This is a genomic window from Photobacterium damselae subsp. damselae (assembly GCF_038086725.1).
Classification (GTDB): domain Bacteria; phylum Pseudomonadota; class Gammaproteobacteria; order Enterobacterales; family Vibrionaceae; genus Photobacterium; species Photobacterium damselae.
This window is the reverse complement of record NZ_CP146970.1, coordinates 3,198,560-3,222,365: the sequence shown is the minus strand read 5'-3', so window position 1 is coordinate 3,222,365 and position 23,806 is coordinate 3,198,560. Positions and strand designations below refer to the sequence as shown.

At 43.5% G+C, this 23,806-nt stretch carries 22 protein-coding genes; 14 read left to right on the top strand and 8 right to left on the bottom strand.

Annotated elements, in window-relative coordinates; all coding sequences use genetic code 11:
- Position 1: 1 nt before the first annotated feature.
- Together WAX86_RS14855 and thiH are read left to right on the top strand one after the other, a co-directional pair.
- Positions 2 to 769, top strand: coding sequence for a thiazole synthase (locus tag WAX86_RS14855; RefSeq protein WP_044173835.1), 768 nt, complete (start codon positions 2 to 4; stop codon positions 767 to 769).
- 1 nt (position 770) lies between these two features.
- Entirely contained in the window at positions 771 to 1,883 is a 1,113-nt protein-coding gene (thiH, locus tag WAX86_RS14850; RefSeq protein ID WP_341488963.1) for a 2-iminoacetate synthase ThiH, read from the top strand.
- Positions 1,884 to 1,980: 97 nt separating this feature from the next.
- Here thiH and WAX86_RS14845 read toward each other — a convergent pair whose 3' ends face one another.
- Positions 1,981 to 3,771 carry an aminopeptidase P family protein gene (locus WAX86_RS14845; protein WP_341488962.1) on the bottom strand — a complete coding sequence of 597 codons (1,791 nt, stop codon included), beginning with the start codon at positions 3,769 to 3,771 and terminating at the stop codon, positions 1,981 to 1,983.
- Between the two features lie 250 nt (positions 3,772 to 4,021).
- Here WAX86_RS14845 and WAX86_RS14840 point away from each other — a divergent pair, with 250 nt between their 5' ends.
- Positions 4,022 to 5,224 (top strand): multidrug effflux MFS transporter, encoded by a 1,203-nt coding sequence (locus tag WAX86_RS14840; RefSeq protein WP_238056994.1) that lies wholly within the window; start codon positions 4,022 to 4,024, stop codon positions 5,222 to 5,224.
- 70 nt (positions 5,225 to 5,294) lie between these two features.
- Here the strand turns inward: WAX86_RS14840 and WAX86_RS14835 are convergent, their stop codons facing one another.
- Entirely contained in the window at positions 5,295 to 6,194 is a 900-nt protein-coding gene (locus WAX86_RS14835) for a DMT family transporter (RefSeq protein WP_005302367.1), read from the bottom strand.
- A gap of 213 nt (positions 6,195 to 6,407) precedes the next feature.
- On the opposite strand from WAX86_RS14835, the gene rmuC reads away from it, so the two are divergent.
- The 10 genes from rmuC (at position 6,408) to WAX86_RS14785 (ending at position 15,060) form a co-directional block, all read left to right on the top strand.
- Positions 6,408 to 7,934, top strand: coding sequence for a DNA recombination protein RmuC (gene rmuC, locus WAX86_RS14830; RefSeq protein ID WP_341488961.1), 1,527 nt, complete (start codon positions 6,408 to 6,410; stop codon positions 7,932 to 7,934).
- 122 nt (positions 7,935 to 8,056) lie between these two features.
- The gene (gene ubiE, locus WAX86_RS14825; protein ID WP_044173849.1) at positions 8,057 to 8,812 is read left to right on the top strand and encodes a bifunctional demethylmenaquinone methyltransferase/2-methoxy-6-polyprenyl-1,4-benzoquinol methylase UbiE; all 756 of its coding nucleotides are present in this window, start codon (positions 8,057 to 8,059) and stop codon (positions 8,810 to 8,812) included.
- An 8-nt stretch (positions 8,813 to 8,820) separates the two neighbouring features.
- Positions 8,821 to 9,423, top strand: a complete 603-nt coding sequence (locus WAX86_RS14820; protein WP_068946561.1) for an SCP2 domain-containing protein — start codon at positions 8,821 to 8,823, stop codon at positions 9,421 to 9,423.
- Positions 9,424 to 9,429: 6 nt separating this feature from the next.
- Positions 9,430 to 11,067, top strand: a complete 1,638-nt coding sequence (gene ubiB / locus WAX86_RS14815; protein ID WP_171027715.1) for a ubiquinone biosynthesis regulatory protein kinase UbiB — start codon at positions 9,430 to 9,432, stop codon at positions 11,065 to 11,067.
- A 74-nt stretch (positions 11,068 to 11,141) separates the two neighbouring features.
- Positions 11,142 to 11,402 carry a Sec-independent protein translocase subunit TatA gene (tatA, locus tag WAX86_RS14810; RefSeq protein WP_005302381.1) on the top strand — a complete coding sequence of 87 codons (261 nt, stop codon included), beginning with the start codon at positions 11,142 to 11,144 and terminating at the stop codon, positions 11,400 to 11,402.
- Between the two features lie 3 nt (positions 11,403 to 11,405).
- Entirely contained in the window at positions 11,406 to 11,753 is a 348-nt protein-coding gene (gene tatB / locus WAX86_RS14805; RefSeq protein WP_036764644.1) for a Sec-independent protein translocase protein TatB, read from the top strand.
- 11 nt (positions 11,754 to 11,764) lie between these two features.
- On the top strand, positions 11,765 to 12,520 hold the full coding sequence (tatC, locus tag WAX86_RS14800; protein WP_005302385.1) for a Sec-independent protein translocase subunit TatC: 756 nt from the start codon (positions 11,765 to 11,767) through the stop codon (positions 12,518 to 12,520).
- 71 nt (positions 12,521 to 12,591) lie between these two features.
- A complete protein-coding gene (gene tatD / locus WAX86_RS14795) occupies positions 12,592 to 13,380 on the top strand; it encodes a 3'-5' ssDNA/RNA exonuclease TatD (protein WP_341488960.1) in 789 nt (262 codons plus the stop codon).
- Between the two features lie 128 nt (positions 13,381 to 13,508).
- On the top strand, positions 13,509 to 14,546 hold the full coding sequence (hemB, locus tag WAX86_RS14790; protein WP_005302391.1) for a porphobilinogen synthase: 1,038 nt from the start codon (positions 13,509 to 13,511) through the stop codon (positions 14,544 to 14,546).
- 322 nt (positions 14,547 to 14,868) lie between these two features.
- Entirely contained in the window at positions 14,869 to 15,060 is a 192-nt protein-coding gene (locus tag WAX86_RS14785) for a hypothetical protein (protein ID WP_036764650.1), read from the top strand.
- Between the two features lie 155 nt (positions 15,061 to 15,215).
- Here WAX86_RS14785 and adiA read toward each other — a convergent pair whose 3' ends face one another.
- The 5 genes from adiA to WAX86_RS14760 all read right to left on the bottom strand — a co-directional run bounded on the left by adiA (position 15,216) and on the right by WAX86_RS14760 (position 22,349).
- Entirely contained in the window at positions 15,216 to 17,513 is a 2,298-nt protein-coding gene (adiA, locus tag WAX86_RS14780) for an arginine decarboxylase (protein ID WP_080551743.1), read from the bottom strand.
- Between the two features lie 190 nt (positions 17,514 to 17,703).
- Entirely contained in the window at positions 17,704 to 19,029 is a 1,326-nt protein-coding gene (potE, locus tag WAX86_RS14775) for a putrescine-ornithine antiporter (protein WP_341488959.1), read from the bottom strand.
- Positions 19,030 to 19,688: 659 nt separating this feature from the next.
- Positions 19,689 to 21,149, bottom strand: coding sequence for a coniferyl aldehyde dehydrogenase (locus WAX86_RS14770; RefSeq protein ID WP_341488958.1), 1,461 nt, complete (start codon positions 21,147 to 21,149; stop codon positions 19,689 to 19,691).
- A 112-nt stretch (positions 21,150 to 21,261) separates the two neighbouring features.
- Positions 21,262 to 21,843: a DTW domain-containing protein gene (locus WAX86_RS14765; protein ID WP_341488957.1), complete on the bottom strand. Its 582-nt coding sequence runs from the start codon at positions 21,841 to 21,843 to the stop codon at positions 21,262 to 21,264.
- A gap of 59 nt (positions 21,844 to 21,902) precedes the next feature.
- Positions 21,903 to 22,349 (bottom strand): hypothetical protein, encoded by a 447-nt coding sequence (locus WAX86_RS14760; RefSeq protein WP_050787779.1) that lies wholly within the window; start codon positions 22,347 to 22,349, stop codon positions 21,903 to 21,905.
- 75 nt (positions 22,350 to 22,424) lie between these two features.
- Between WAX86_RS14760 and WAX86_RS14755 the strand changes: the two genes are divergently transcribed.
- Positions 22,425 to 22,883 (top strand): EVE domain-containing protein, encoded by a 459-nt coding sequence (locus WAX86_RS14755; protein ID WP_036764655.1) that lies wholly within the window; start codon positions 22,425 to 22,427, stop codon positions 22,881 to 22,883.
- Positions 22,884 to 22,950: 67 nt separating this feature from the next.
- Here WAX86_RS14755 and WAX86_RS14750 read toward each other — a convergent pair whose 3' ends face one another.
- Positions 22,951 to 23,748, bottom strand: coding sequence for a Cof-type HAD-IIB family hydrolase (locus tag WAX86_RS14750; RefSeq protein ID WP_341488956.1), 798 nt, complete (start codon positions 23,746 to 23,748; stop codon positions 22,951 to 22,953).
- Positions 23,749 to 23,806 lie beyond the last annotated feature (58 nt).

Here is a 23,806-nt window from a genome sequence, read left to right as displayed (position 1 = left end):
GATGTTAACGATTGCTGATAAATGCTTTTCCTCTCGTCTTTTCACTGGCACAGGTAAGTTTGCCAATGGCGATATTATGGCTGCGGCGATTGCTGAAAGTGGCTCTCAGTTAGTGACGATGGCACTCAAGCGGGTAGAGTTGGGGAAAAAATACGACGATATTCTCTCACCACTTAAGCAGTTAGGAGTTGCATTATTACCTAATACATCCGGAGCAAAAACGGCAGAAGAAGCGATCTTTGCCGCTCGTTTAGCTCGCGAGGTTCTTGGTACTAACTGGTTAAAATTAGAGATTCACCCCGACCCAAAATATTTATTGCCCGATCCAATTGAAACCTTAAAAGCGGCCAAAGCGTTGGTGAAAGAGGGGTTTGTGGTACTGCCGTATTGTCATGCCGATCCGGTGTTGGCTAAACGTTTGGAAGAGGTGGGTTGCGCAGCTGTTATGCCGTTAGGTGCGCCAATTGGCTCGAATAAAGGATTAGTATGTTGCGATTTTCTCGACATCATTATTGAACAAGCTCGGATCCCGGTGGTGGTTGATGCTGGTATTGGTGCGCCATCTCATGCTGCTCTTGCAATGGAAATGGGCGCAGATGCAGTGTTGGTCAATACAGCCATTGCTACAGCGCAAGACCCATTACTAATGGCTCAAGCTTTTCGTTTAGCGGTCAGTAGTGGTCGATTAGGTTATCAAGCAGGGCTTGCTCAAGCTTATCAAACGGCCCAAGCTTCTAGCCCTCTAACTGGGTTTCTTGATGGGGTCTAAGATGAGTTTTAGTTCGATTTGGCAGCAACTCAATTGGGATGATCTTCGGCTCAATATATACAGTAAAACAGCGCAAGATGTTGAACGAGCATTGAGTAAAACGCGGTGTGATCTAAATGATTTTCAAGCGTTAATTTCTCCAGCCGCTGAACCCTATTTGGAGCAACTTGCCATCAAAGCTCAAGAGCGAACTCGGCAACGATTTGGTCATACCATGGGGCTTTATGTCCCGCTTTATCTCTCTAATTTATGCGCTAACTCATGCACCTATTGTGGTTTTTCCATGGAGAATAAGCTTAAACGCAAAGTGCTTAATGCCGCTGAAATAGAACAAGAGTGCCAAGCGCTCAAACGTAAAGGGTTTGATAGTATTTTGCTGGTTACTGGTGAACATGAAACCAAAGTGGGAATGACATATTTGGCCCAAGCGGTTGAGCAGATCAAGCCATACTTTAGTTATTTAGCACTAGAAGTTCAGCCGTTAGAGCAAGAAGAGTACGCACAACTGCGAGCTCTTGGCTTAAATGGAGTGATGGTGTATCAAGAGACTTACCATCAGCGAGAATACGCCAAACATCACTTGCGCGGTAAAAAACAAGACTTTTATTATCGCTTAGAAACCGCAGATAGGTTGGCTCAAGCTGGGATAGATAAAATTGGTTTGGGCGCTTTAATTGGACTTGAAGACTGGCGAGTGGATAGCTTTTTTGTTGCTCGTCATTTGCAATACTTAGAGCAGCGCTACTGGCAAAGTCGTTACTCAATTTCCTTTCCTCGCTTGCGTCCTTGTACTGGTGGGGTTGAGCCAAAATCGGTGATGACAGATCGCCAGTTGGTGCAACTTATCTGTGCTTATCGCCTTTTTAATGGGGAAGTTGAGCTTTCGTTATCGACCCGAGAATCGGCTTTTTTCCGTGATAACGTGGCATCTTTGGGGATTACGACTATGTCGGCCGAATCTAAAACTCAGCCGGGCGGATACGCAGAGCAAGCTTTAAGTGAATTAGAGCAATTTACGATTGACGATGCCCGCTCAGTTCAAGATGTAGCTGCTCGTTTACAACAGCAAGGGTTAACTCCGGTCTGGAAAGATTGGCAGCATCAATATCACTAAGTTGTGGTTAAATTAGCATAAAAAAGAACCGCTGCAATGAGCGGTTCTTTTATTGGTGCAAGCTTCTATCTAAGGCGGTAAAGCCTAAAGCGAGTGGTTAGCCGCGAGTTAATGGGGCTGTTGCTTGCTCAAGCCAAGTCAGATCTTCGCCAGTTAATGCAGGGCTCACATCTTGCCAAACTTTCTGGTGATATTGGTTTAACCACTCAATTTCACCGTCGGTCATCAGGGCGGTATCAATCACTCGTTTGTCGATAGGTGCACGAGTTAATGACTCAAAGCCAAGTACTGTCATATCACCTTGGGTTGGGATTTCAACTACGATCTCTAAGTTCTCAATACGGATACCAAACGCATCTGCACGGTAATAACCTGGCTCATTGGAAAGCACCATACCTGGTTGCAGAGCCGTTGGGTTGTAGACTTTAGCAATGCGTTGAGGCCCTTCATGCACACTTAAGAAGTGACCAACACCATGGCCTGTGCCGTGATCATAATCAAAACCATGAGCCCATAAGTGCTGACGGGCTAGGGCATCAAGCTGTGAGCCTGTAGTGCCTTTTGGGAAGCGGGCACTGGCTAAAGCAATATGGCCTTTAAGAACGAGTGTAAAGGCGTGCTTTTGCTCTGCACTTGGAGTGCCAATGGCTACGGTACGCGTGATATCAGTGGTGCCATCTGGGTACTGACCACCTGAATCTACAAGATACAAACTGTTGAGCTCAAGAGCACTCGGCTGTGGCTGATTTTGATGGTTGTAGTGACACATTGCTGCATTACTTGCCGCCGCAGAAATTGTATCAAAGCTCATATCACTGCAACTTGGGTCTTGTGCTCTAAATGCCCATAGTTGATCTGCAAGTTGGCCTTCATCAAGTAGAATTCCTTGCGCCACTTGAGCATCAAGCCAAGCTAAGAATTTCGCCATTGCCACGCCATCACGAATATGACACGCCTTCATACCTGCCGCTTCAGTTGGGTTTTTCATCGCTTTGGGTAGGGCACAAGGATCTGCCGCAGGCAAAATATTTGCTTGTGCTTGTTGTAATTCTTGCACTGTCCATGCGTTACAACTGTTTGGATCAACCATTACGATTTGTTTGGTAAAGGCTGCGAGATCGGCCTGTAATTGCTCAGGAGATTTCACCGTAACACCAGCTCCAACATGAGCTGCAAATTCGGCAGGAAGTCGGTTAGCATCAATATAGAAACTTACATCGCCATTGGCATCAATGATCAGATTGGAGAGGAGTACTGGGAGACGAGGCACATCGTTACCTCGAATATTAAGTAACCAAGCGATGGCATCGATTTGACTGATAACCGCAGCATCCGCTTTATTTTTCTTTAAAACCGCAGCTATTTGGTTTCGTTTCTCTCTTGAGCTTACGCCAGCATATTGCTCACTCATTAAGATGGCATCAGAAAGCGTTGCAGCAGGGCGATCGATCCACAGACTGTCAATTGGGTTGGCGTCGATGCTAATAAGATCGAGCTCTTCTCCTACTTGTTGCTGAGTACGTTCAAACCAAGCTTGGCTATGCAAACGTGGGTCAAGAGCGATTTTGCTACCTGATGCTAAGGTTTCTAACGCCCACTGCATTGGTGGTTCTTCGATAAGGTGACGGTATTGATAAACATCGCCTGGAACTTGCTTGCGTACCTGTACCACATAACGACCATCAACAAAGATAGCGGCTTGGTCTCGGGTGATAATTGCCATTCCCGCAGAACCGGTAAAACCTGTTGCCCACTCTAAACGTTCATTATGAACTGGAATGTATTCGCCTAAGTATTCATCTTCATGAGGGATCAGCAGTGCGTCATAATCATTAGCGATAAGCCATTGACGCAGCTGCTCGACACGTTGTGCGATAACTGCTTGCATGATTTGAGATTCCTTTACCTGTAATGCCGTTATGTTGTTCATATTCCGACGTAATTACTGTGAGATCCGCGCGTTTAGCAGCGCTTATTCTGTTATTGATTACGTTAGCGTGTTTAGCGTGTGGCTGCAAATAGAGTCGAGGGTTAATCTATGGTATTCCAAAATGGAAAATCACTATTGAATATAAACCATTTCAATTCATATCGTGAAAACCGTAGACTTGGTGCCGAAACACAGTTAGGGAACCTTCATGAGCCAACCATCTTCTTTAAAAAACACTCGTTTAGTCGCGCTTATGGTATTGCTAGTGCTATTTAGCCCACTGGCAATCGATATTTATTTACCAGCTTTGCCTGCGATGGCAGAGACATTTTCGGTCACCGGAACTCAAGTTCAAGATACGGTGACTTGGTTTATGGTTAGTTTGGGGTTAGGTCAGTTGCTGGCAGGCCCTCTTGCCGATCGTTTTGGTCGCCGTCCTATCGCTTTAGGTGGTGTTGTGATTTATGCCATAAGTGCGTTAGTGGCTTATGGGGCGCAAACACTTGATTTACTGTTACTGGCTCGTCTGTGCCAAGGTTTTGGTGCATGTGCTACATCGGTCGCAGCATTTGCCGCTGTACGCGATAGCTTTGGTGCTGAAAAAAGTGGTCGTATGATCAGCTACTTAAATGGGGCGATCTGCTTTATTCCCGCACTTGCGCCACTGTTGGGCACTTGGTTGACTCACCATTTTGGTTGGCGTTCAAATTTCAGTTTTATGGCCGGTTTTGCGGTTATCGCTGGCACATTATTGTGGGTGTTATTTAAAGAAACCCGTCCAACGGACACTCAAACATCGGGTGCATTAATTAGTTGGAGTCGTTACTTTTCGGTATTGCGTGAGCCAGTATTTTTGTTCCATGCCATCTTATGTATGTTGGCTATGGCGGTGATTTTGGCTTATGTCACTTCAGCCCCTGTGTGGTTGATGATGAAGCAAGGCCAAACCATGAATCAATTTACCTTCTGGTTTGGTTTAAATGCCGCGCTCAATATCGCCGCTTGTATGCTAGCACCAAAAGTGATGGATAAATTGGGCTCACGAGCAACGTTACAAATCGGTTTGATCATTTTATTGCTCGCTGGTGGCGCAATGCTGGTGATGGCTAACATTATGCAACCATGGGCGTTTATGGTGCCGATTTTTGTCTCTTCATTTGGTTTTGCATTTGTTTTAGGTTCAGCGGCGGGTAAAGCGTTAGCACCATTTGGTGATAGAGCTGGCACGGCTGCAGCATTGTTGGGGTTATTCCAAATGAGTGGTGCCGGTGCCATGGTGAGTTTAACTCAACGTCTTGATTTAACCCCACCGTATTTGATGACGTTACAAATGTGGCTGTTGATCCCTGGCTTACTGATTTTGGTCTCCAAACTTGGTCGCCGCTGGCATGCTGCGCCAAGTCTGAATTAGTACCAATTTGAATTAATAGATGCTCGATTAAGAGCACCGGGTCTCGACAACCCACTTGCCTGTTAGCCTGTCAGTTGTGACAGGCTTTTTTTTGCTTGGAGCTTTTGAGTTGTTGAATCATCAATCCTACGATAATTAAGCCAAGGCCAATAATGGTTGAAGGTGCAATAGTTTCACCAATGATGGTCGCCAGCAGCAATAGTGAGATAAACGGAGAAATAAAAATAAGGTTGCTGATTTTGGCTGTATTGGTCGTGAGCTTTAGGGCGCTTAGCCACAATACAAATGTAATTCCCATTTCAAATAATCCGACATAACTTACCGCTAGCCAACCTTGCCAAGGAACGGCATGCCAAGTATCGATGGCAAAACTTAACCCCAAAGAAAACGGCAGTGATAATAAAAATCCAAGTAACACTCCAAGTACTGGATCGGCACTGTTTTTGGTGTTTATGATCCAATACAGCGCCCAAAGTAATGTTGATAATAGTGCTAAAGCGACCCCGGTTGGGCTATCAAATTGCAGTGCGGTGATATCACCTTTCGTGGCAATAACAATCACCCCAAGATAACCAAATAAGCAAGCAATCCAATCTTGGCGACGAATTTTCTGGCCTAAAAAGAGGGCCGCCATCAGTGTTAAGGTGATGGCCCAACTGTAATTTAGCGGTTGAGCTTGCGATGCAGGTAGCAGTTCATACGCTTTAAATAGCACTAAGTAATAGGCGAGTGGGTTTATCAAACCTAGAGCGAGGTAGTACCAAGGTCGTAGTAATAATGTGCGCTTTAGTTGGGATAAGGTACCCTGATAGAAGCTTATTCCAGTTAAAGCAATTGCTGATACGGCACTGGCTACCACCAACATTTGCACCGGCGAAAAATAGTTAAGAGTAATTTTAAATGCGGTGGCAACGGTTGACCACAACAGGACTGCGCTCAATCCGTAGAGAAGAGCCTTACGTTCGTTCATATAATTCACATCCTTGCATTGAATCGGTTAAGCGGCGCTAGTGTAGATAGCTTTGGCTTAATCGGCAGTAAACAATGCTATGAGCTGTGATAATAACCACAGAAAAGTGTCCTATTATTGAGCGATTTAACCGTAACATTGCTGGACATTTATCCAGTATCCACTTAGCCTTAACCTATTCATCTTTAACGTATAAGTAGTTGAGACCTTATCATGACCGAATGGCTAAGTGGCGGAGGATTGGCCACTCTGGCAGCCCTATCTGGCGCAACGATTGCAAGCATTATTACCACAATGTGGCTGCGAGGTCGCTATGAACAAGAGTTGGCGCTGGTAGAGCAACAAGCCGACAATGAACTCAAATTGAGTCAAGCTCGTGAAGCACAATTGCAACAACAACTCCAACAGAGTAACGAAGAGTTGGATGAGATGGATGTCGAGCGGGATCGATTGACTGCTGAATTGCGACAAATGCATGGTCGTTTGGCGGCGGCTGTTGAGAAAATGCGTTATTTCGAAGCGTTAAAAACCGAAAAGCAGTATGTGACTGAGCAGCTAGAGAATGCGCGAGCTGCCAATGCGAATTTAGAAGCTGATCTACGTGAGCAATACGCTCGCCATTTTGAAGAGCAGAAAGCGGCAGAAGAAAAAATCAAGCTGCTAGAAAATGCTGAAGAGCGGTTACGCATTCAATTTGAAAGCTTAGCCAATCGCTTGTTTGAGCAAAAAAGTCGCAGTGTGGATGAGCAAAACCGCATCAGTCTTGAAGGCTTGTTAATGCCATTAAAAGAGCAGTTGGAAGGGTTTAAAAAGCAAGTTAACGACAGTTTTAGTTACGAAGCTCGTGAACGTCACACCTTGATTCATCAGATCAACAGCTTAAAACAACTTAATGAACAAATGGCAAAAGAAGCCGTAAACCTAACTCAAGCGCTCAAAGGCGATAACAAAGCTCAAGGTAATTGGGGTGAGGTGATCTTAGCTCGAGTATTGTCTGAATCAGGCTTGCGCGAAGGCCATGAATATCAAACACAGGTGAGCTTAGAAAATGATGAAGGGAAGCGTTATCAGCCAGATGTTGTCGTTCGTCTTCCAGAAAATAAAGATGTGGTCATTGATGCCAAGATGTCACTAGTGGCTTATGAGCGTTTTTATCATGCTGAATTGGCAGCAGAGCGTGAACTGGCGCTCAGTGAGCACGTTGCATCGGTTCGGGGTCATATGCGAGGGCTCAGTCGTAAAGACTACCATCAGCTTCATGGCGTTCGAAGCCTAGATTATGTGCTGATGTTTATTCCGGTTGAACCTGCATTTCAAGCCGCAATTGAGGCCGATCCTGCGCTAATCCGTGATGCCATGGACTTAAATATTATGTTGGTTAGTCCAACAACGCTATTAGTGGCTCTACGTACGATTAATAATTTATGGCGCAATGAGCGACAGAACCAAAATGCCAAAGAGATTGCAGAGCGAGCAAGCCGTCTTTATGACAAATTGCGCTTGTTTGTAACCGATATGGAAGCAATGGGGGCGTCATTAGAGAAAGCCAATCAGAGCTATCAAGGTGCGATGAATAAGTTGGTTTCTGGCCGAGGAAATGTGTTGCGTCAAGCTGAAAGCTTCAAACAACTTGGGGTTGAAGTGAAGCGCGATATTAACCCTCAACTGACTGAAAGAGCGATGTTTGAAGGGGGATTGGCCGAGCAAGTTGACGCTTTGACCCATCAAGACGATAAATGAATGACGCTAGTGCTTTGAGCAATTCGCAAGCATCAAGTACACTAGGGTCACCGAAGTATATGATGATAGGCCTATCGGTTCAGCTAAGGATAACCAGATAGGTTTTATAGAACGGATTTAACATGACGGACACCACTCAAGAAACGACCCACTTTGGCTTTCGTACAGTAGCGAAAGACGATAAAGCTGCCATGGTTGCTGAGGTATTTCACTCGGTTGCAGCAAAATACGACATGATGAACGATGTTATGTCTTTTGGTATTCACCGCGCGTGGAAGCGTTTCACCATTGATTGCAGTGGCGCACGCCGTGGCCAGCGCATCTTGGATTTGGGTGGTGGTACTGGTGACCTAACCGCTAAATTCTCTCGCATTGTAGGTGATGATGGTCAAGTTATTTTGGCTGATATCAATAACTCGATGCTAAAAGTTGGTCGCAGTAAGTTGCGTGATATCGGTGTAGTTGGGAACGTAGGTTATGTTCAAGCTAACGCAGAAGAATTGCCATTTCCTGATAATTACTTTGACTGTATTACTATCAGCTTCTGTCTACGTAATGTGACCGACAAAGATAAAGCTTTGCGCTCGATGTTTCGTGTTTTGAAGCCTGGTGGTCGCTTATTGGTATTGGAGTTCTCAAAACCTATTGTTGAGCCGCTATCAAAGATTTATGACGCATACTCTTTCCATATTTTGCCAAAAATGGGTGAGTTAGTAGCGAATGACAGCGAAAGTTACCGCTATTTGGCTGAATCTATTCGTATGCACCCAGATCAAGAAACCTTAAAAGGTATGATGGAAGATGCTGGGTTTGAACAAACAACTTACTACAATTTAACGGGGGGAATTGTTGCCCTACACCGTGGTTATAAGTTTTAAGGACCATTATGCCAATTGATGTATTTGTCACTGGAACGGTAGAAACGGCGCTGAATCAACTGCTAAAAGAAGATGCAGACAGTGGTCGTCGCCTTAATCGCCTACGCGGTAAAGTGATCAGTGTGACTTTTAATGAGCTAAATAAGACGTTGTTTTTTGTCTTTAGTCAGCAAATTGATGTCCTTGCCGCGTTTGAAGGTGAGGTCGATTGTCAATTGGCATTGAATTTGGCGGTACTGCCTCAGCTGCGTCAATCTAGCCAGCTGACTCAATTGATTAAAGCCGATAAATTAATGCTATCGGGTGATATTCAATTGGCACAACAGTTTGCTACGCTGCTTGGTGGGTTAAAGCCCGATGTGGAAGAAAAACTATCTCACTATACTGGAGATATTGTGGCTCATACGCTCGTGTCATCAGTTAAAGGTGGGGCTGAGCAAGTAAAACGCATTTTAACCCGCCGTCAGCAGCAGTTGGCTGAAACCTTAACTGAAGAGTGGAAAGTCGTACCATCACCACTTGAGATCGCCTATTTTGCTGATCAGGTGGATGATGTTAAGTCAGCAACCGCTCGGTTAGAAGCTCGTTTAAATCGACTATTGGAATCTTAAAAGGCCATGATGACCTTTTCCGAATTACGTCGTCTTTACCATATTACCGCAGTACAGTTGCGTTATGGTTTAGACGAATTGCTCCCTGACGATCCTCGGGTGCAACTACCGAAAAAATTACGCAAAAGCCTTTTCTGGCTCAAGAACGAACATCAAGATAAGCCATTAGGTCAGCGATTACGTTTGGCTCTGCAAGAGTTAGGTCCGGTGTGGATCAAATTTGGGCAGATGCTATCAACTCGCCGCGATCTGTTTCCGCCTCATATCGCCGATCAGCTTGCTCTACTGCAAGACCAAGTAGAGCCTTTTGATGGTGAGTTGGCAAAAGCACAGATGGAGCAAGCTCTTGGTGGTGCGCTTGAACAGTGGTTCGATGATTTCTCTATTGAGCCGTTAGCATCAGCCTCTATTGCTCAGGTTCATACCGCCGTCTTAAAAGAAAATGGGCGCGAAGTGGTTCTTAAGGTGATTCGCCCAGATATCTTGCCTGTGATCCAAGCCGATATTAAATTGATGTATCGTATGGCGCGTTTGTTGGCAAAACTGGCACCTGAAGCGCGTCGGCTGCGTCCAGTTGAAGTAGTCCGTGAGTACGAAAAGACGCTGATCGATGAATTAGACTTGATGCGAGAGGCGGCAAACAGCATTCAGCTGCGTCGTAACTTTGCTGGTGATGAGACATTATACGTACCTGAAGTCTTTAGTGACTACTGTCGAACCAACTTATTGGTGATGGAACGCATCTATGGGATTCAGGTTTCCAATATTGAGGCTCTGAAAGCAAACGGAACCAATTTAAAATTATTATCGGAAAATGCAGTGAATATCTTCTTTACGCAGGTATTCCGTGATAGTTTCTTCCACGCAGACATGCACCCAGGGAATATTTTCGTTTCTTACGAGCACCCTGAGACACCACAATGGATCGCACTTGACTGTGGTATTGTGGGAACGCTTAATCGAGAAGATAAGCGCTACTTAGCAGAAAACTTGCTGGCTTTTTTCCATCGAGACTACCGCAAAGTGGCTGAATTACATGTCGATTCCGGTTGGGTTCCGCACGATACTAATATTGATGAGTTTGAGTTTGCGATTCGTACTGTGTGTGAGCCGATATTTGAGAAGCCTCTGTGTGAGATCTCATTTGGCCATGTGTTGCTGAATTTATTTAATACCGCGCGCCGCTTTAATATGGAAGTGCAACCACAGCTGGTTTTACTGCAAAAAACCTTGTTGTATGTTGAAGGGTTGGGGCGTCAGTTGTATCCGCAACTTGATTTGTGGGCTACAGCTAAACCATTTTTAGAAGACTGGATGTCACGTCAGGTCGGGGCTCAAGCCATTATGGATGCGGTGAAAAATAAAGCGCCATTTTGGGCTGAGAAGCTGCCCGAGTTACCTGAATTACTGTATGACAGTTTGCGCCAAGGCAAGGCAATGAATCAACGTGTCGATAAACTCTATGAGCATTTCATGACAAATCGACGCTATCAGAACCAAGCTCGGTTCTATTTTGGTATCGGTGCAACGCTTATTATATGTTCTGCCATACTTTTTAGTAATCACGTGGCAACGTATCCGGCAATTTCTGCGGGTGTTGGCGTCACATTTTGGTTTTTAGGTTGGCGAAATTGCCGCCGATAGACGGTAAAGTAAACAACCTTTACAATAGCAACAACCTTTCGTTATTAACCACAAAGAGCTGAGGTAAAACAAGCATGGGTGGTATCAGTATCTGGCAATTGTTAATCATTGCTTTAATCATCGTTCTTCTATTCGGTACGAAGAAGCTTCGCACACTAGGTGGTGACCTAGGCTCTGCAGTGAAAGGCTTCAAGAAGGCGATCAGCGACGAAGACGACACTACTGCTAAGAAAACAGCAGCAGATGACGCAGACTTTGAACAGAAGAAACTTACTGAAGAAAAGCAGCAAGCTGAAAACGTTCAAAAAGACCAAAAAGACAAAGAGCAGGTTTAAGACGTGTTTGAGATCGGGTTCTGGGAGTTAGTACTTATCTCGGTGGTGGGATTAGTAGTACTGGGGCCGGAACGTCTACCCGTTGCGATTCGTACCGTTTCGCAGTGGATAGGTGCTGTTCGTAATATGGCAAATTCAGTTAAAGATGAGTTATCACAAGAACTGAAAATTCAGGAATTGCAGGAAAACCTTCGTAAAGCTGAACAGATGAATATGAAAGATTTGTCTCCTGATCTACAAAAATCAGTAGATGAATTGAAAAAAGCGGCCGATGAGGTGCAGCGTCCATATTCTCCTGAAGCCAAAAAAAGCGAGCAAACCTCAGCAACGACTTCTGACAAGCAGGAATAAAATACATCACTATGTCGACAGTTGAAGAAACGCAGCCGTTATTTAGCCATTTACTTGAGCTACGTAATCGCATTTTGCGTTCCCTATTAAGTGTCCTAGTGGTTTTCTTGTGCTTAGTTTGGTTTTCGAATGACATCTATACTTTCTTGTCAGCACCTCTAGTCGAGCGTATGCCTGCTGGTGCGACAATGATTGCGACTGATGTTGCGTCACCTTTCTTTGCTCCAATTAAACTAACCTTGGTCACATCAGTTTTCATTGCTGTACCAATGATCTTATATCAAGTATGGGCTTTTGTAGCGCCAGGCTTGTATAAGCACGAACGTAAAATGATCGTGCCACTGCTGGTATCGAGTTCGGTTCTGTTTTATGTCGGTGTAGCGTTTGCGTACTTTGTGGTTTTCCCTTTAGTATTCAAATTCTTCACCAGTACAGCGCCTGCTGGGGTACAAGTTGCCACAGATATTATGAGCTATTTGGACTTTGTTCTCGCTCTGTTTATGGCGTTTGGTATTGCGTTTGAAGTGCCTGTAGCAATTATTTTGCTATGCTGGACTGGCGCAACCGACCCACAAAGTTTACGTGAAAAACGTCCATATATTATTGTGGCTGCATTTGTCGTTGGTATGCTACTGACACCGCCAGATATCATTTCACAGACCTTATTGGCTGTGCCTATGTGTCTGCTGTTTGAAGTAGGCTTATTCTTCTCTCGTTACTATGTTCGTGATAATGACGAAGCAGAAGAAGAACAATATGATGACTAAACGCATTTATGTGTAATAGTAAAAAACCGGCGCTGTTTGCCGGTTTTTTTGTATCACAGAGGAAGTAAAGGATGATTGATATCGGGGTAAACCTGACCAACGATCGGTTTGATAAAGACCGCCCAGAGCTGATTGAACGAGCTCAACAAGCGGGTGTTACTGGCATCGTGATAACAGGCACCAACATTGAAGAGAGCCAGCATGCCGCCGAACTTGCAACTATGTGGCCTGATTACTGTTTTAGCACCGCTGGAGTTCATCCCCACGATGCCAAGTCGGTGACTGATTTAAGCCTAGCGCCTTTGCGTCAATTAGCTCTGCTTCCTCAAGTGGTCGCAATTGGCGAATGTGGTTTGGATTTCAATCGTGATTTCTCGCCACGACCAATACAGGAGGCTGTGTTTGAAGCGCAACTGGCTTTAGCTGCTGAGCTGAACATGCCTGTGTTTATGCATTGTCGTGATGCGCATGAGCGTTTTGTGGCAATACTGGCACCCTGGCGCGATAAATTACCCGCTGCAGTATTGCACTGTTTTACAGGTACAGAGCAAGAACTCAAACAGTGTTTAGCTCTTGATCTACATATTGGTATCACAGGTTGGGTATGTGATGAACGCCGTGGCTTAGAGCTACGAGATGTGGTGAAACATATCCCTGATGAGCGTTTGATGGTTGAAACTGATTGTCCTTATCTCTTACCTCGCGATTTGCGTCCAAAGCCAAAATCAAGTCGTAATGAGCCACAATATTTGCCTCATATAGCTCAGGTGATCGCCCAGTGTCGAGGTCAAAATCCAGAGCAGTTAATTGCGCAAACTCGAATTAATAGCGAGCGTTTTTTTAATATTCGCGGTCGCTAAACTAGGGTGTTATTATCATACGAAATATATGGCTGTGGAGTATTGATTAGACAAAATAGCGTCTTAAGTTATTTAGCTTAATCAATCGCACAGTCGGTCAGCCTATTAATTTTCCTAAGGAGTATGCTGTGGCTGTTTCTATTCAGGGTTCTTTTCCTGCTCGCCGTATGCGTCGTATTCGTAAACACGATTTTAGTCGTCGTTTGATGGCTGAAAACCAGATCTCTGTGAATGACCTTATCTATCCAATGTTCATCCTTGAAGGTGAGAATCGTCGTCAAAGCGTTGATTCTATGCCAGGCATTGAGCGTTTATCGATTGATTTAATGGTTGAAGAAGTTAAATACTTAGCAGATCTTGGTATTCCTGCTATCGCTCTATTCCCTGTTGTTTCGGCTGAGTTTAAGTCGTTAATGGCAGAAGAAGCATACAATACAAATGGTTTGGTTCAACAAGCTGTTCGTGCGATTAAAGCTGCAGCACCACAGATGGGTGTGATCACAGACGTAGCGCTTGACCCATTTACGGTGCATGGTCAAGACGGCATCATTGATGAAGAAGGCTATGTGATCAATGACATCACAACTGAAATACTGATCAAACAAGCGTTGTCTCATGCTGAAGCGGGCGCTGATGTCGTTGCTCCTTCTGATATGATGGACGGTCGTATCGGTGCGATTCGTGAAGCATTAGAAGAAGCAGGTCATATTCATACCCAGATTATGGCGTACTCAGCTAAATATGCTTCAAACTACTACGGTCCTTTCCGTGATGCGGTAGGCTCTTCTGGTAACCTAAAAGGCGGTGATAAGAAGACTTACCAAATGGATCCAGCAAACAGCGATGAAGCTTTACATGAAGTTGCAATGGATCTAAATGAAGGCGCAGATATGGTGATGGTGAAGCCTGGTATGCCATATCTTGATGTAGTACGTCGCGTGAAGACTGAACTGCAAGTACCAACCTTTGCTTACCAAGTATCGGGTGAGTATGCGATGCACATGGCTGCGATTCAAAATGGTTGGTTAAAAGAGCGTGAAACCATTATGGAATCACTCCTTTGCTTCAAGCGTGCCGGTGCAGATGGTGTATTAACGTATTTTGCCAAGCGTGTCGCTGAGTGGTTAGCAGAAGAAGGCCGCGAGCGCGGTAATGTATTGAAATAATCGGTATTGGATTATTTTATTATCAAGTCAAAGGCGAGGAGAGAACCTCGCCTTTGTTGTTTTTATAACAAATTGAATTGTAATGAAAAATAAATAAAGAAAATTGTTTTGACATGGTTTTTGTATCTATATATACAAATTATATGTAGACTGGCTTCAGTTCAGACAATAACTCTTAATCAGATATTTAATCTAAAAGCTTCCCAGTTTCCTTTCGATTTACATCGTTATCTTCACTCTGTGTTATCTTTTCATCATTACTTATTTATGCAATTGTCTTTTGTCTTTGCTCTAAAATCACAAGATATATGACGAGATTATCATGCGTAAACCAACTAAAAAAATCAAAAAAAATACTTTTGAAGAGCGATTTTCACTTATTGTAGAAGACTATCATAAGGCTAAAGAGGTATTAAGTACCTTGCCTGTTGGTACCGTTGAACACGAGAAGCAGCAAAGAAAATGCGACACTCTTTTTGCAAAAGCAGAGCGCTGCGTAAATGCAGAATCATAAGTAAGCTTTGTGTTAGTTGCTGGCTCTGAAGATTTTTAGAGGAAGAAGCTCTTTGTTATCGAGTCTCTATAATTTGCAATATTACAATTAACACCCATTAAAAAAGGCTAACGCTTTCACGTTAGCCTTTTTTCATTTAATCAATAAGTTATTGATTATTTTAGTGCATCTTTTTTGATACATAGAACGTGGTATTTACCGTTCTCGATCTCAGCACCTTCAGTTTCGTGTTCGAAACCAGGGAACTCTTCATCCCAAGCTTCTAGCGCTTTTAGGTACTGGATTTGTGGGCTGTTTTCGTCACCGAAGTTTTCACCACCCATTAGCATTGGGATGCCTGGTGGGTAAGGGATAACAGAGTGCGCTGCAACACGACCAACAAGTTCATCCGAAGCAACTAGCTCAACGTCGTTAGACACGATCATCTGGTAAGCATCACGTGGTTTAAGCTCCATTTCTGGTAGGCTTGAGTACGCGTTGTTTAGCACTTGACCTGGGTTGTGACGAACTAGGTATTCAAACATCTTGTTACCTAGATCTTTCAGACCAAGACCTTTGTAAGCTGCAGGGTTGCTTGCAACTAGCTCAGGTAGAATCACTTCTAGATCTGCGTTTGCATCGTAGTGACGCTTAAATGACAACAAGGTGTTGATTAGTGTGTCACGTTTACCTTTAGTAATACCCATTGAGAATAGGAACATTACTTGGAAGTCAGTTGTACGAGTTGGTACGATACCGAAACGACCTAGGTATGCGCTAACAAGTGCTGCTGGAACACCTTTATCTAGGAATTGACCTTTGTCATCAAGTCCTGGAGTTAGTAGGCTCACCTTGATTGGGTCAAGCATACACCAGTCATCATCGATGTCATCGAAACCGTGCCATTGATCGCCTGGGTGTAGTTTCCAGTTGTCTTGAACTGTCATTAACGCTTCAACAGATGCATCTTCAAACTTCACTTTGTCACCGTTAGTTTCAGTAACAGTTTCTGCGTTCCAAGGCTTGAAGAACCAATCGTTTTCAGAAGTGTAATCGTTGAATAGACGACGTACGTTTTGACGGAAGATAACCGCTTCACGAACCACTTCGTTAGTTAGAGACAGACCACTTTCACCTTTCATCATGTTCGCAGCAACATCGTTAGATGCGCAGATTGCGTATAGTGGTGAAGTTGAAGTGTGCATCATGTACGCTTGGTTGAAACGATCAAAGTCGATAGCGTTTTCACCGTTACGAACGTGAATGTAAGATGCTTGAGACAGCGCATTCAACAACTTGTGAGTTGAGTGAGTTGCAAATACTGTTGGACCTTTGTGGTCTTTTGCATCGCCACGCATCGCAAAGTGACCCTTGTAGATAGGGTTAAAGCGAGCGTAACCAAACCAAGCTTCATCCATGTGGATACGGCTTGCAGATTCAGCAAGAAGTGCTTCGGTCACTTCTGAGTGGTAACACATACCGTCATAAGTACAGTTAGTTACTACAGAGTAGCTTGCTTTATCTTTGTTTAGGTCAAATTCAGGTGCTTTCTCAGCAATTTTCTTCGCTAGAGACTCTTTGCTCATTTGCGCTTTGCTGATTGGACCGATGATACCGTAACAGTTACGACTAGGTGTCATATAAACAGGGCGAGCACCAGTTAGGATCAGACCTTGTTCAATTGATTTGTGACAGTTACGGTCACAGATAGCAACGTCGTCATCTTTTAGACACGCTTGCATGATAGTACGGTTAGAACCAGAAGTACCTACGATACCTGAGTAAGATTCGTGAGCACCGAAGATTTTCGCTGCTTCTACTTCTGAGTCTTTGAATGCGCCAGTGTGGTCTAGTAGAGAACCTAGAGAAGCACGTTCGATACCCATATCAGTACGGAATAGGTTTTCACCGTAGAATTGGTAGAACTGATTACCGGCTGGAGTCTTAGTGAAACCGATACCGCCTTGGTGACCAGGAGCAGACCATGAGTACTCGTGAACGTCGTTGTATTCCATCATCGCTTTCATAAATGGAGGAATAACAACATCACGATAACGCTTCATTGCAGCAACGATACGGCCAGCAACGAAATCTGCAGTGTCTTCAAGTACTGAGTAACACTCGTCGATACGTTCCATTAGCTTGCGGTTAGCAAGAACAGAAGTACGAGCACGTTCAGCTAGAACAAATACAGGTACTTCAGCTTGACGCTCTTTAAGTACTGCAAGAAGTTCTAGTTCTTCAGTTGAATTTGTTAATTGTTCTTCAGTTTTATCAAGCGCTAGCACCAAGCTGTCGATTTGATTCGCCATAATAATAGCTTTCGCATCGTCATAAGAGGTTGCAGTGATGATTTCAATTGAGCGATCTTTTAATTCTTGAGCTAGAGACTGAGTAGTACGGTCTGCGTAGCTGTTCGCTTCAATATTTTGGTGCTCTACGATAAGAGCGCGCATTACATTTATATTGCTCATAAATATATACCTGGTTTTTTCGCGCTTCGATAAACCCAAATTAAATAGATGTGAAAAGGTATTTAAATTGGATTTAACTTAAATATTGTTTATTTAAATAGGAGAGTAAGGAAATAAATAACCATGGTTTGAAATTGAATAATTAAGTTTTTAATTAATTTAATTTCGATTATTTATTTCCTTCGCTTAATTAGTTTGCTTTAACGCCTGGGTTAACATCACGAGCTGCAATGAAGCCGTAGAAGATGTAACCGAATAGAGTCAAGATAGTACCGCCGAACACTGCTTCCATACCACAAGCATATACGCCGTAGATGCTGTAGATAACCGCTAGAGTACCCACTACCGCACCAAGACGGTATTGCTTTGGAGAAACCATGTTCTTGCGTAGCATTACTTCCAGACCTGTCATAGATAGGATGTAAGGTACCATGTTGATAAATACTGCTAGGTTTAGTAGCGAGTTGAACTGGTTAATCAAGTCAGGAGAAATAGTCATTACCGCTAGGATTAACTCGCCAGCTAACATGATTAGCATACCTGCGATAGGTGCACCTGCGCTGTTAGTTTTAGCGAAGATTTTAGGGAATAGACCTTCATCTGCTGCTGCTTTTGATACTTGAGCGTTAGTGAACTGCCAACCTAGTAGAGAACCGATACATGCGATTACAGCTGCTAGTGTTACGATGTTACCAACCATTGGGTTGAACATGTGGCTGAATACTAGACCAAATGGTGCTGTTGATGCTGCAAGCTCTGCGTTAGGAATAATACCTTGGATAACACCAGTAGATAGAATGTAAACGATAGCGGCGAAGCTGGTACCAAATAGTACTGCTAGCGGTACGTTACGCTCTGGGTTTTCAACTGCGTCAGAGTTAGCACCTGCAGATTCAATACCTAGGAATGCCCATAGAGTTAGCGCGATACCTGAAGATACTGAGTGCATTGTTGTGTCGTGGTGTGGGTTCCATGCATTCATGAAAGTTTGTGGATCAAACCACCACCAACCGATAATTGATAGGCCAAATACTGGAATGATGATACCCCATACTGTGAAAGATGAGATTTGACCAGTAATTTTAGCGCCACCGAAGTTAGCCACCATAGTTAGGATAAGCACCGCACACACACCAATGAAGGTATGTACTGGAGTATCTAACCAAGGCATAAACGGTTTGATGTAACCAACAGCTGATACGGCAATTGCTACACAGCTAATTACCAAACACACATAGTATGTATAAGAAGAGATAAAGAAAGAGGATTTACCGTGTGCTTCTTCAGAATAAGCTGACATACCGCCAGCACGCTTACATAGAGCACCACATTTAGCGAAAGTGTATGCAATACACATTGCACCTAGTGCAGTAACAACCCAAGAAAGCATTGAGATTGCACCGACTTGTGCCAAACTCGCTGGCAACATAATAATACCAGAGCCCATCATATTAACAGCCACAAGAACTGTTAATCCAACGACCCCCATTTTTTTATTACTTGATTCAGTCGACATAATTTTGCCTATTAGTAATGATGAGGAAATTAATATTTAACTCAACCCAATCCTTGGGGAATAATTAACTAATTCACTTTTTCATTATCTGATTAATTAATTACTTTTCGGCATTGAAGTGTTTATTACAATTTACAATGTCGTTAATCCGTAGATTAATTTCGGATTAACGGGGTAATTAATATGCTTGGCATAAATTATCCCGCCTCTGAAGTTGTGACTATTGTCACGCTAAAACTGATAAAGAAAAACCCCAAAAATGGAATGAGTTTTTGCAATTTCAGCCACAAAGTAAGAAAAAGTAATTTATATTCTGTTTTGCATAAATCGCGTTAAAAATGCTTAAATAGGGTTTTAAAGTATGATGAACTTTAAAAACTTATTAGTTTTTTAATAACTTATGTGGAGTTTGTCACACAAAATCACCTTGGCAAAACATAATTTGTAAGACAAAAACGATTTTGGATGAATATAGTTATGCATAAATAAAGCAAGATAAAGCAGAAACTTTTTTTCATTATTGGTCAGAACTTTTTATAACGTTTCTGTTATTCGCTCAAATTGATCGGAAATTAACTAATGAGCTGATTGTTTTATCATCAGTGATGTGTGATGGGAATATTGCCAGCGCGGTGAAAGAGTCGTCACTGGCAACAAAATTAACGCAAAAAGATGCTTAAAATAAGTCGTTGTAACCATCGACCGTAAGGCGGGAAGATGAATTTTCCGCTACTAAATTTGCCTTTGGTGAGCACGGTTTTGGCTTTAGAGAAAGTTAAGAACCCTTCATGACCGTGATAATGCCCCATTCCTGAAGGACCGATTCCGCCAAAAGGTGCGTCATCTGCCGCCACATGGAACACGGTATCATTAATGGCAATACCGCCTGAATGGGTGTGATAAATAAAGGTTTGTTGCCAAGAGGGATCGAAACTCATCACGTATAAAGCTAATGGACGAGGTCTTTGATTTATAAACTCAATGGCTTGCTGTTGGCTCTGGTAAGGAATAAGCGGTAGCAGTGGGCCAAAGATTTCCTGCTCCATCACAGCCATTTGATCAGAAACATTGGTAATTAAATGAGGCGCTAAACGACGGCCTTCAAAATCGATAGCTGGCTCATGGCATGGATGGATCCTTGCTCCTTGTGCCTCTGCATCTTGAAGTAAATGGTATAAGCGATCAAATTGGCGCTGATTAATAATTGATGCAAAGTCTTGTCCGGTTATGCCATGTGGATAAAGGGTGCGATATTTCTGTTTAAATAGGGAAATAAATTCCTCTATTTTCTCTTGTGGTAGCAAAACATAATCAGGCGCGACACAGATTTGCCCTGCATTTAGACACTTACCAAAAATAAGTCTTTCAATGGCTAATTCTAGTGGAACATCTGGTGCGATAACCACAGGCGATTTACCCCCAAGTTCCAATGTTACTGGGGTTAAATTATCAGCAGCAGCATGCATCACATGATGGCCAACGGCGGTCGAACCGGTAAAGAGTAAATGATGGAAAGGCAGTTGACTGAAGGCTTGAGCAATATCGGCTTCTCCTTCGACAACGGCAACATAATCTGGGGTAAAGACCTTAGCTAGTAACTCTCGTAAAACTTGATTGGTCTGTGGTGTAAATTCGCTCAATTTGAGCATAGCCCGATTACCTGCTGCAATTGCGGCGATTAAAGGACCAATACTTAGCATTACGGGAAAGTTCCACGGCACAATAATGCCGACAACACCAAGAGGTTGATAGTGCACTTGCAGTTTGGCCGGCATCAGCAGTAGTCCTGCATGGCGTTTACTTGGCTTGAGCCAACGCTTGAGATGCTTGATGGTGTAGTTGATGTTTTGTACGCAAGGTAAAATATCAGAGAGTAACGTATCGTACTGGCTACGATTGCCATAATCTTGATGCAATGCTTGGCACAATGGCTTTTTATAAGCAAGGAGCTGGCGTTTTAACTGCTTTAATAAAGCCAAACGTTGAGTTAACTCTGGATACGGTTCACTGGCATAGGCTTGCTGTTGGGCCGTAAATAGTTGGTTTAGATCCAATAGCTCATCGTTTTCTTTGGTCTTGTTAGTGGGATCTGAGGTTTGGGTCGATTGTACCGCGGTCATAACAGCCTCCTTGGTTATGACGAACAAACTGAGTCTATGTTCATTATGACAGCGGAAATCGGGATTTGCTTACAATTTCACTCTCAAACAGTTGAGATGGTGATTGAAGTGGTTATTGAGAAATATGATGACCATTTCTATCGGCATGGAATACATCAATAAAGCCAGTAAAGTACTGTTGAAGTTGCTGGGCTTGCTCAGGGTATTGTAACAGTTTGAGTAGCTCAATGCCCGCTTCGCAGGTACATAAATTTCCCGGCTGTTGATTGCGGCGTAGCTGATAGTGAGATGGGCGTTCTGTATTTAGTTGTAAGCGGGGCAATGACTGTAAATATGGGCTTTTACGTACCATTTTGCGGGCTTCTTGCCAGGTTGCATCTAAAATAATAAAGAGTGGGGTTTTACTCATATCCGGTTGCCAATGTGTTGCTGGAGTTTGCTCATCGGCAGGGAATAGCAGCCAAGGTTGATACTGATCGGAGTTTAACTGTGCTATTAGCGTTGCGTCCGGCTCGGTACGATGCCAAGTGATTAATTGGCAGTGAGGCAGAGTGCGTGTCATTAACACCCCGGTATTGGTCTCTTTATTAAGTTCTTTTGGATGAGTCAGTAGCACAAAATGGGCAGAGCAAGACAATGTCGGTTCAAGATGACAAATGCAATTGTGAACAAATCCACACCGTGGGCAAGCCATAACACTCTCTAATTTATTGGAATAAAAAAGAGAGTGTGACACAGATGCTGTTGCAGATGCTACTGCTTACTCAGTACCAGTCCATTCTCTCCTAAGCTATAACTCTGACCATTAACCGTCTCTTGGGTTGCAATTAGCTGGTTGGTTTTAGGATCGAATTGATAAATACGTTGGCTATCAAGCGGATGGCCTTGATGAGTGGTCATCGTAACTTCCAGTTGCTGGCTATTAAGTACACGCCAGTGACCTGTTTCGATCAGATCAGGATCGCCATTAGTATAGGAGTAGATAGTCTTGGCACTATTATCTTGGTTTAGCTCCAAGGTGGTGATCAGCCCCATTTGCTCTTGGCTTTGATAAGTGCCCTGCCAAGTTGATTGGTCTGTTTCACTGGATGTCCAGCTATCGGGTAATAACTGACTTGGTTGCCAACTTGCACAACCAGAAAGGGATAGCGTGATAAGAGCAAGTAAGGTGGCGCTTCGGTGGTGATGAGCAATTTTCATGGACATGTCTCTATAGTCGGTTAGGGATATGTTAGGCTAAGAGTTGGCTCAACATAGTATGATTCGAGATCACAGATGGCAAAATGGTTATTTAAAACTGAACCCGATACCTTTTCGATAGACACATTAAAACAGCAAAAAGTTTCTTGTTGGGAAGGGGTTCGTAACTATCAAGCACGTAATATGATGCGCGATGAGATCAAATTAGGGGATGAGGTTTTCATCTACCACTCATCTTGTAAAGATGTTGGGGTAGTGGGTATTGCAACCGTCGTTAAAGAGGCTTATCCCGACCATTTTCAATTTGACTCAAGCAGCCCTTATTTTGATCCTAAGTCTGATCCGGAAAACCCACGTTGGATTATGGTCGATATTGCTTACCAACGACATTTACGCTTGGTGAGTTTAAAAAGATTAAAAGCCAATCCAGCTCTTACTGATATGGCATTGGTTAAGAAAGGCAGTCGTTTGAGCATTATGCCAGTTACCGATGCGCAATGGGATGAAATTCTACAGATGACAGGACAGTTCTAGTTTGATGTAAACCTTGCCCTTAATATCGAATAAATGCTGTATTAAGGGCGAGGATTTAAGTCAAAGGTTATAGCAGATTATCGTTCAGATAATGTGCTACGGCTTCATCGGCACAAGAACCAATGACTTCATTATTCGGCAGCGCTTGTTTCACTTTCTCATGCGCGGTTCCCATGATCAGTCCTTTACCTGCCATTGCCAGCATTTCTGCATCATTCATACCATCACCAAAGGCAATACAGTCAGCTAAAGTTAGCCCTTGCTGTTTTGCTACGGCCTCTAATGCATGACCCTTTGATACACCTGCTGCCATGACTTCTAAGCACCATGGGGTTGAAAAGGCGATATTAGCTTTATCACCAAAAGCTTGATTGAGGCGCTCTTCCCACACCACCATTTTTTCGTGGCTGTGATCGTTACGAGTAAAGAATACTTTGGCAACGTGCTCTGTTGGTGGGTTATTAACGTCAAATACGATATAGCTAAAGCTCTCATGGAATTCACGTAGCGTGTTATCTTCACAGTTAAGGAGCCAGTCATTACCACGATACATGTGGATCAGCACTTCTGGATCGTCTTTAACTATGTCAATAACGCCTTTAATGACTTCAGGGCTTAAGTCTTGGCTAAAGATCTCTTCACCATCACCATTATGAACTCGCGCACCATTTGACGTAATCATGTATGCCGGAATACCTATTTTCTCTCGCATTTCTGCCACATCAATATGATGGCGGCCAGTTGCAAAGACAAAGGTTTTTCCTTGTTGATGGAGGCGTTTTAGCGTTTCTTGAGTGAATGGAGCCAATTTATGGTCGGGGGTCAGTAACGTACCGTCTAGATCAGATGCAACAATTTTATACATGAATATTCTCGGTCTGTGGTGCCAGAGCCACTCACGAGGAATAGCTCAACTTGATAGA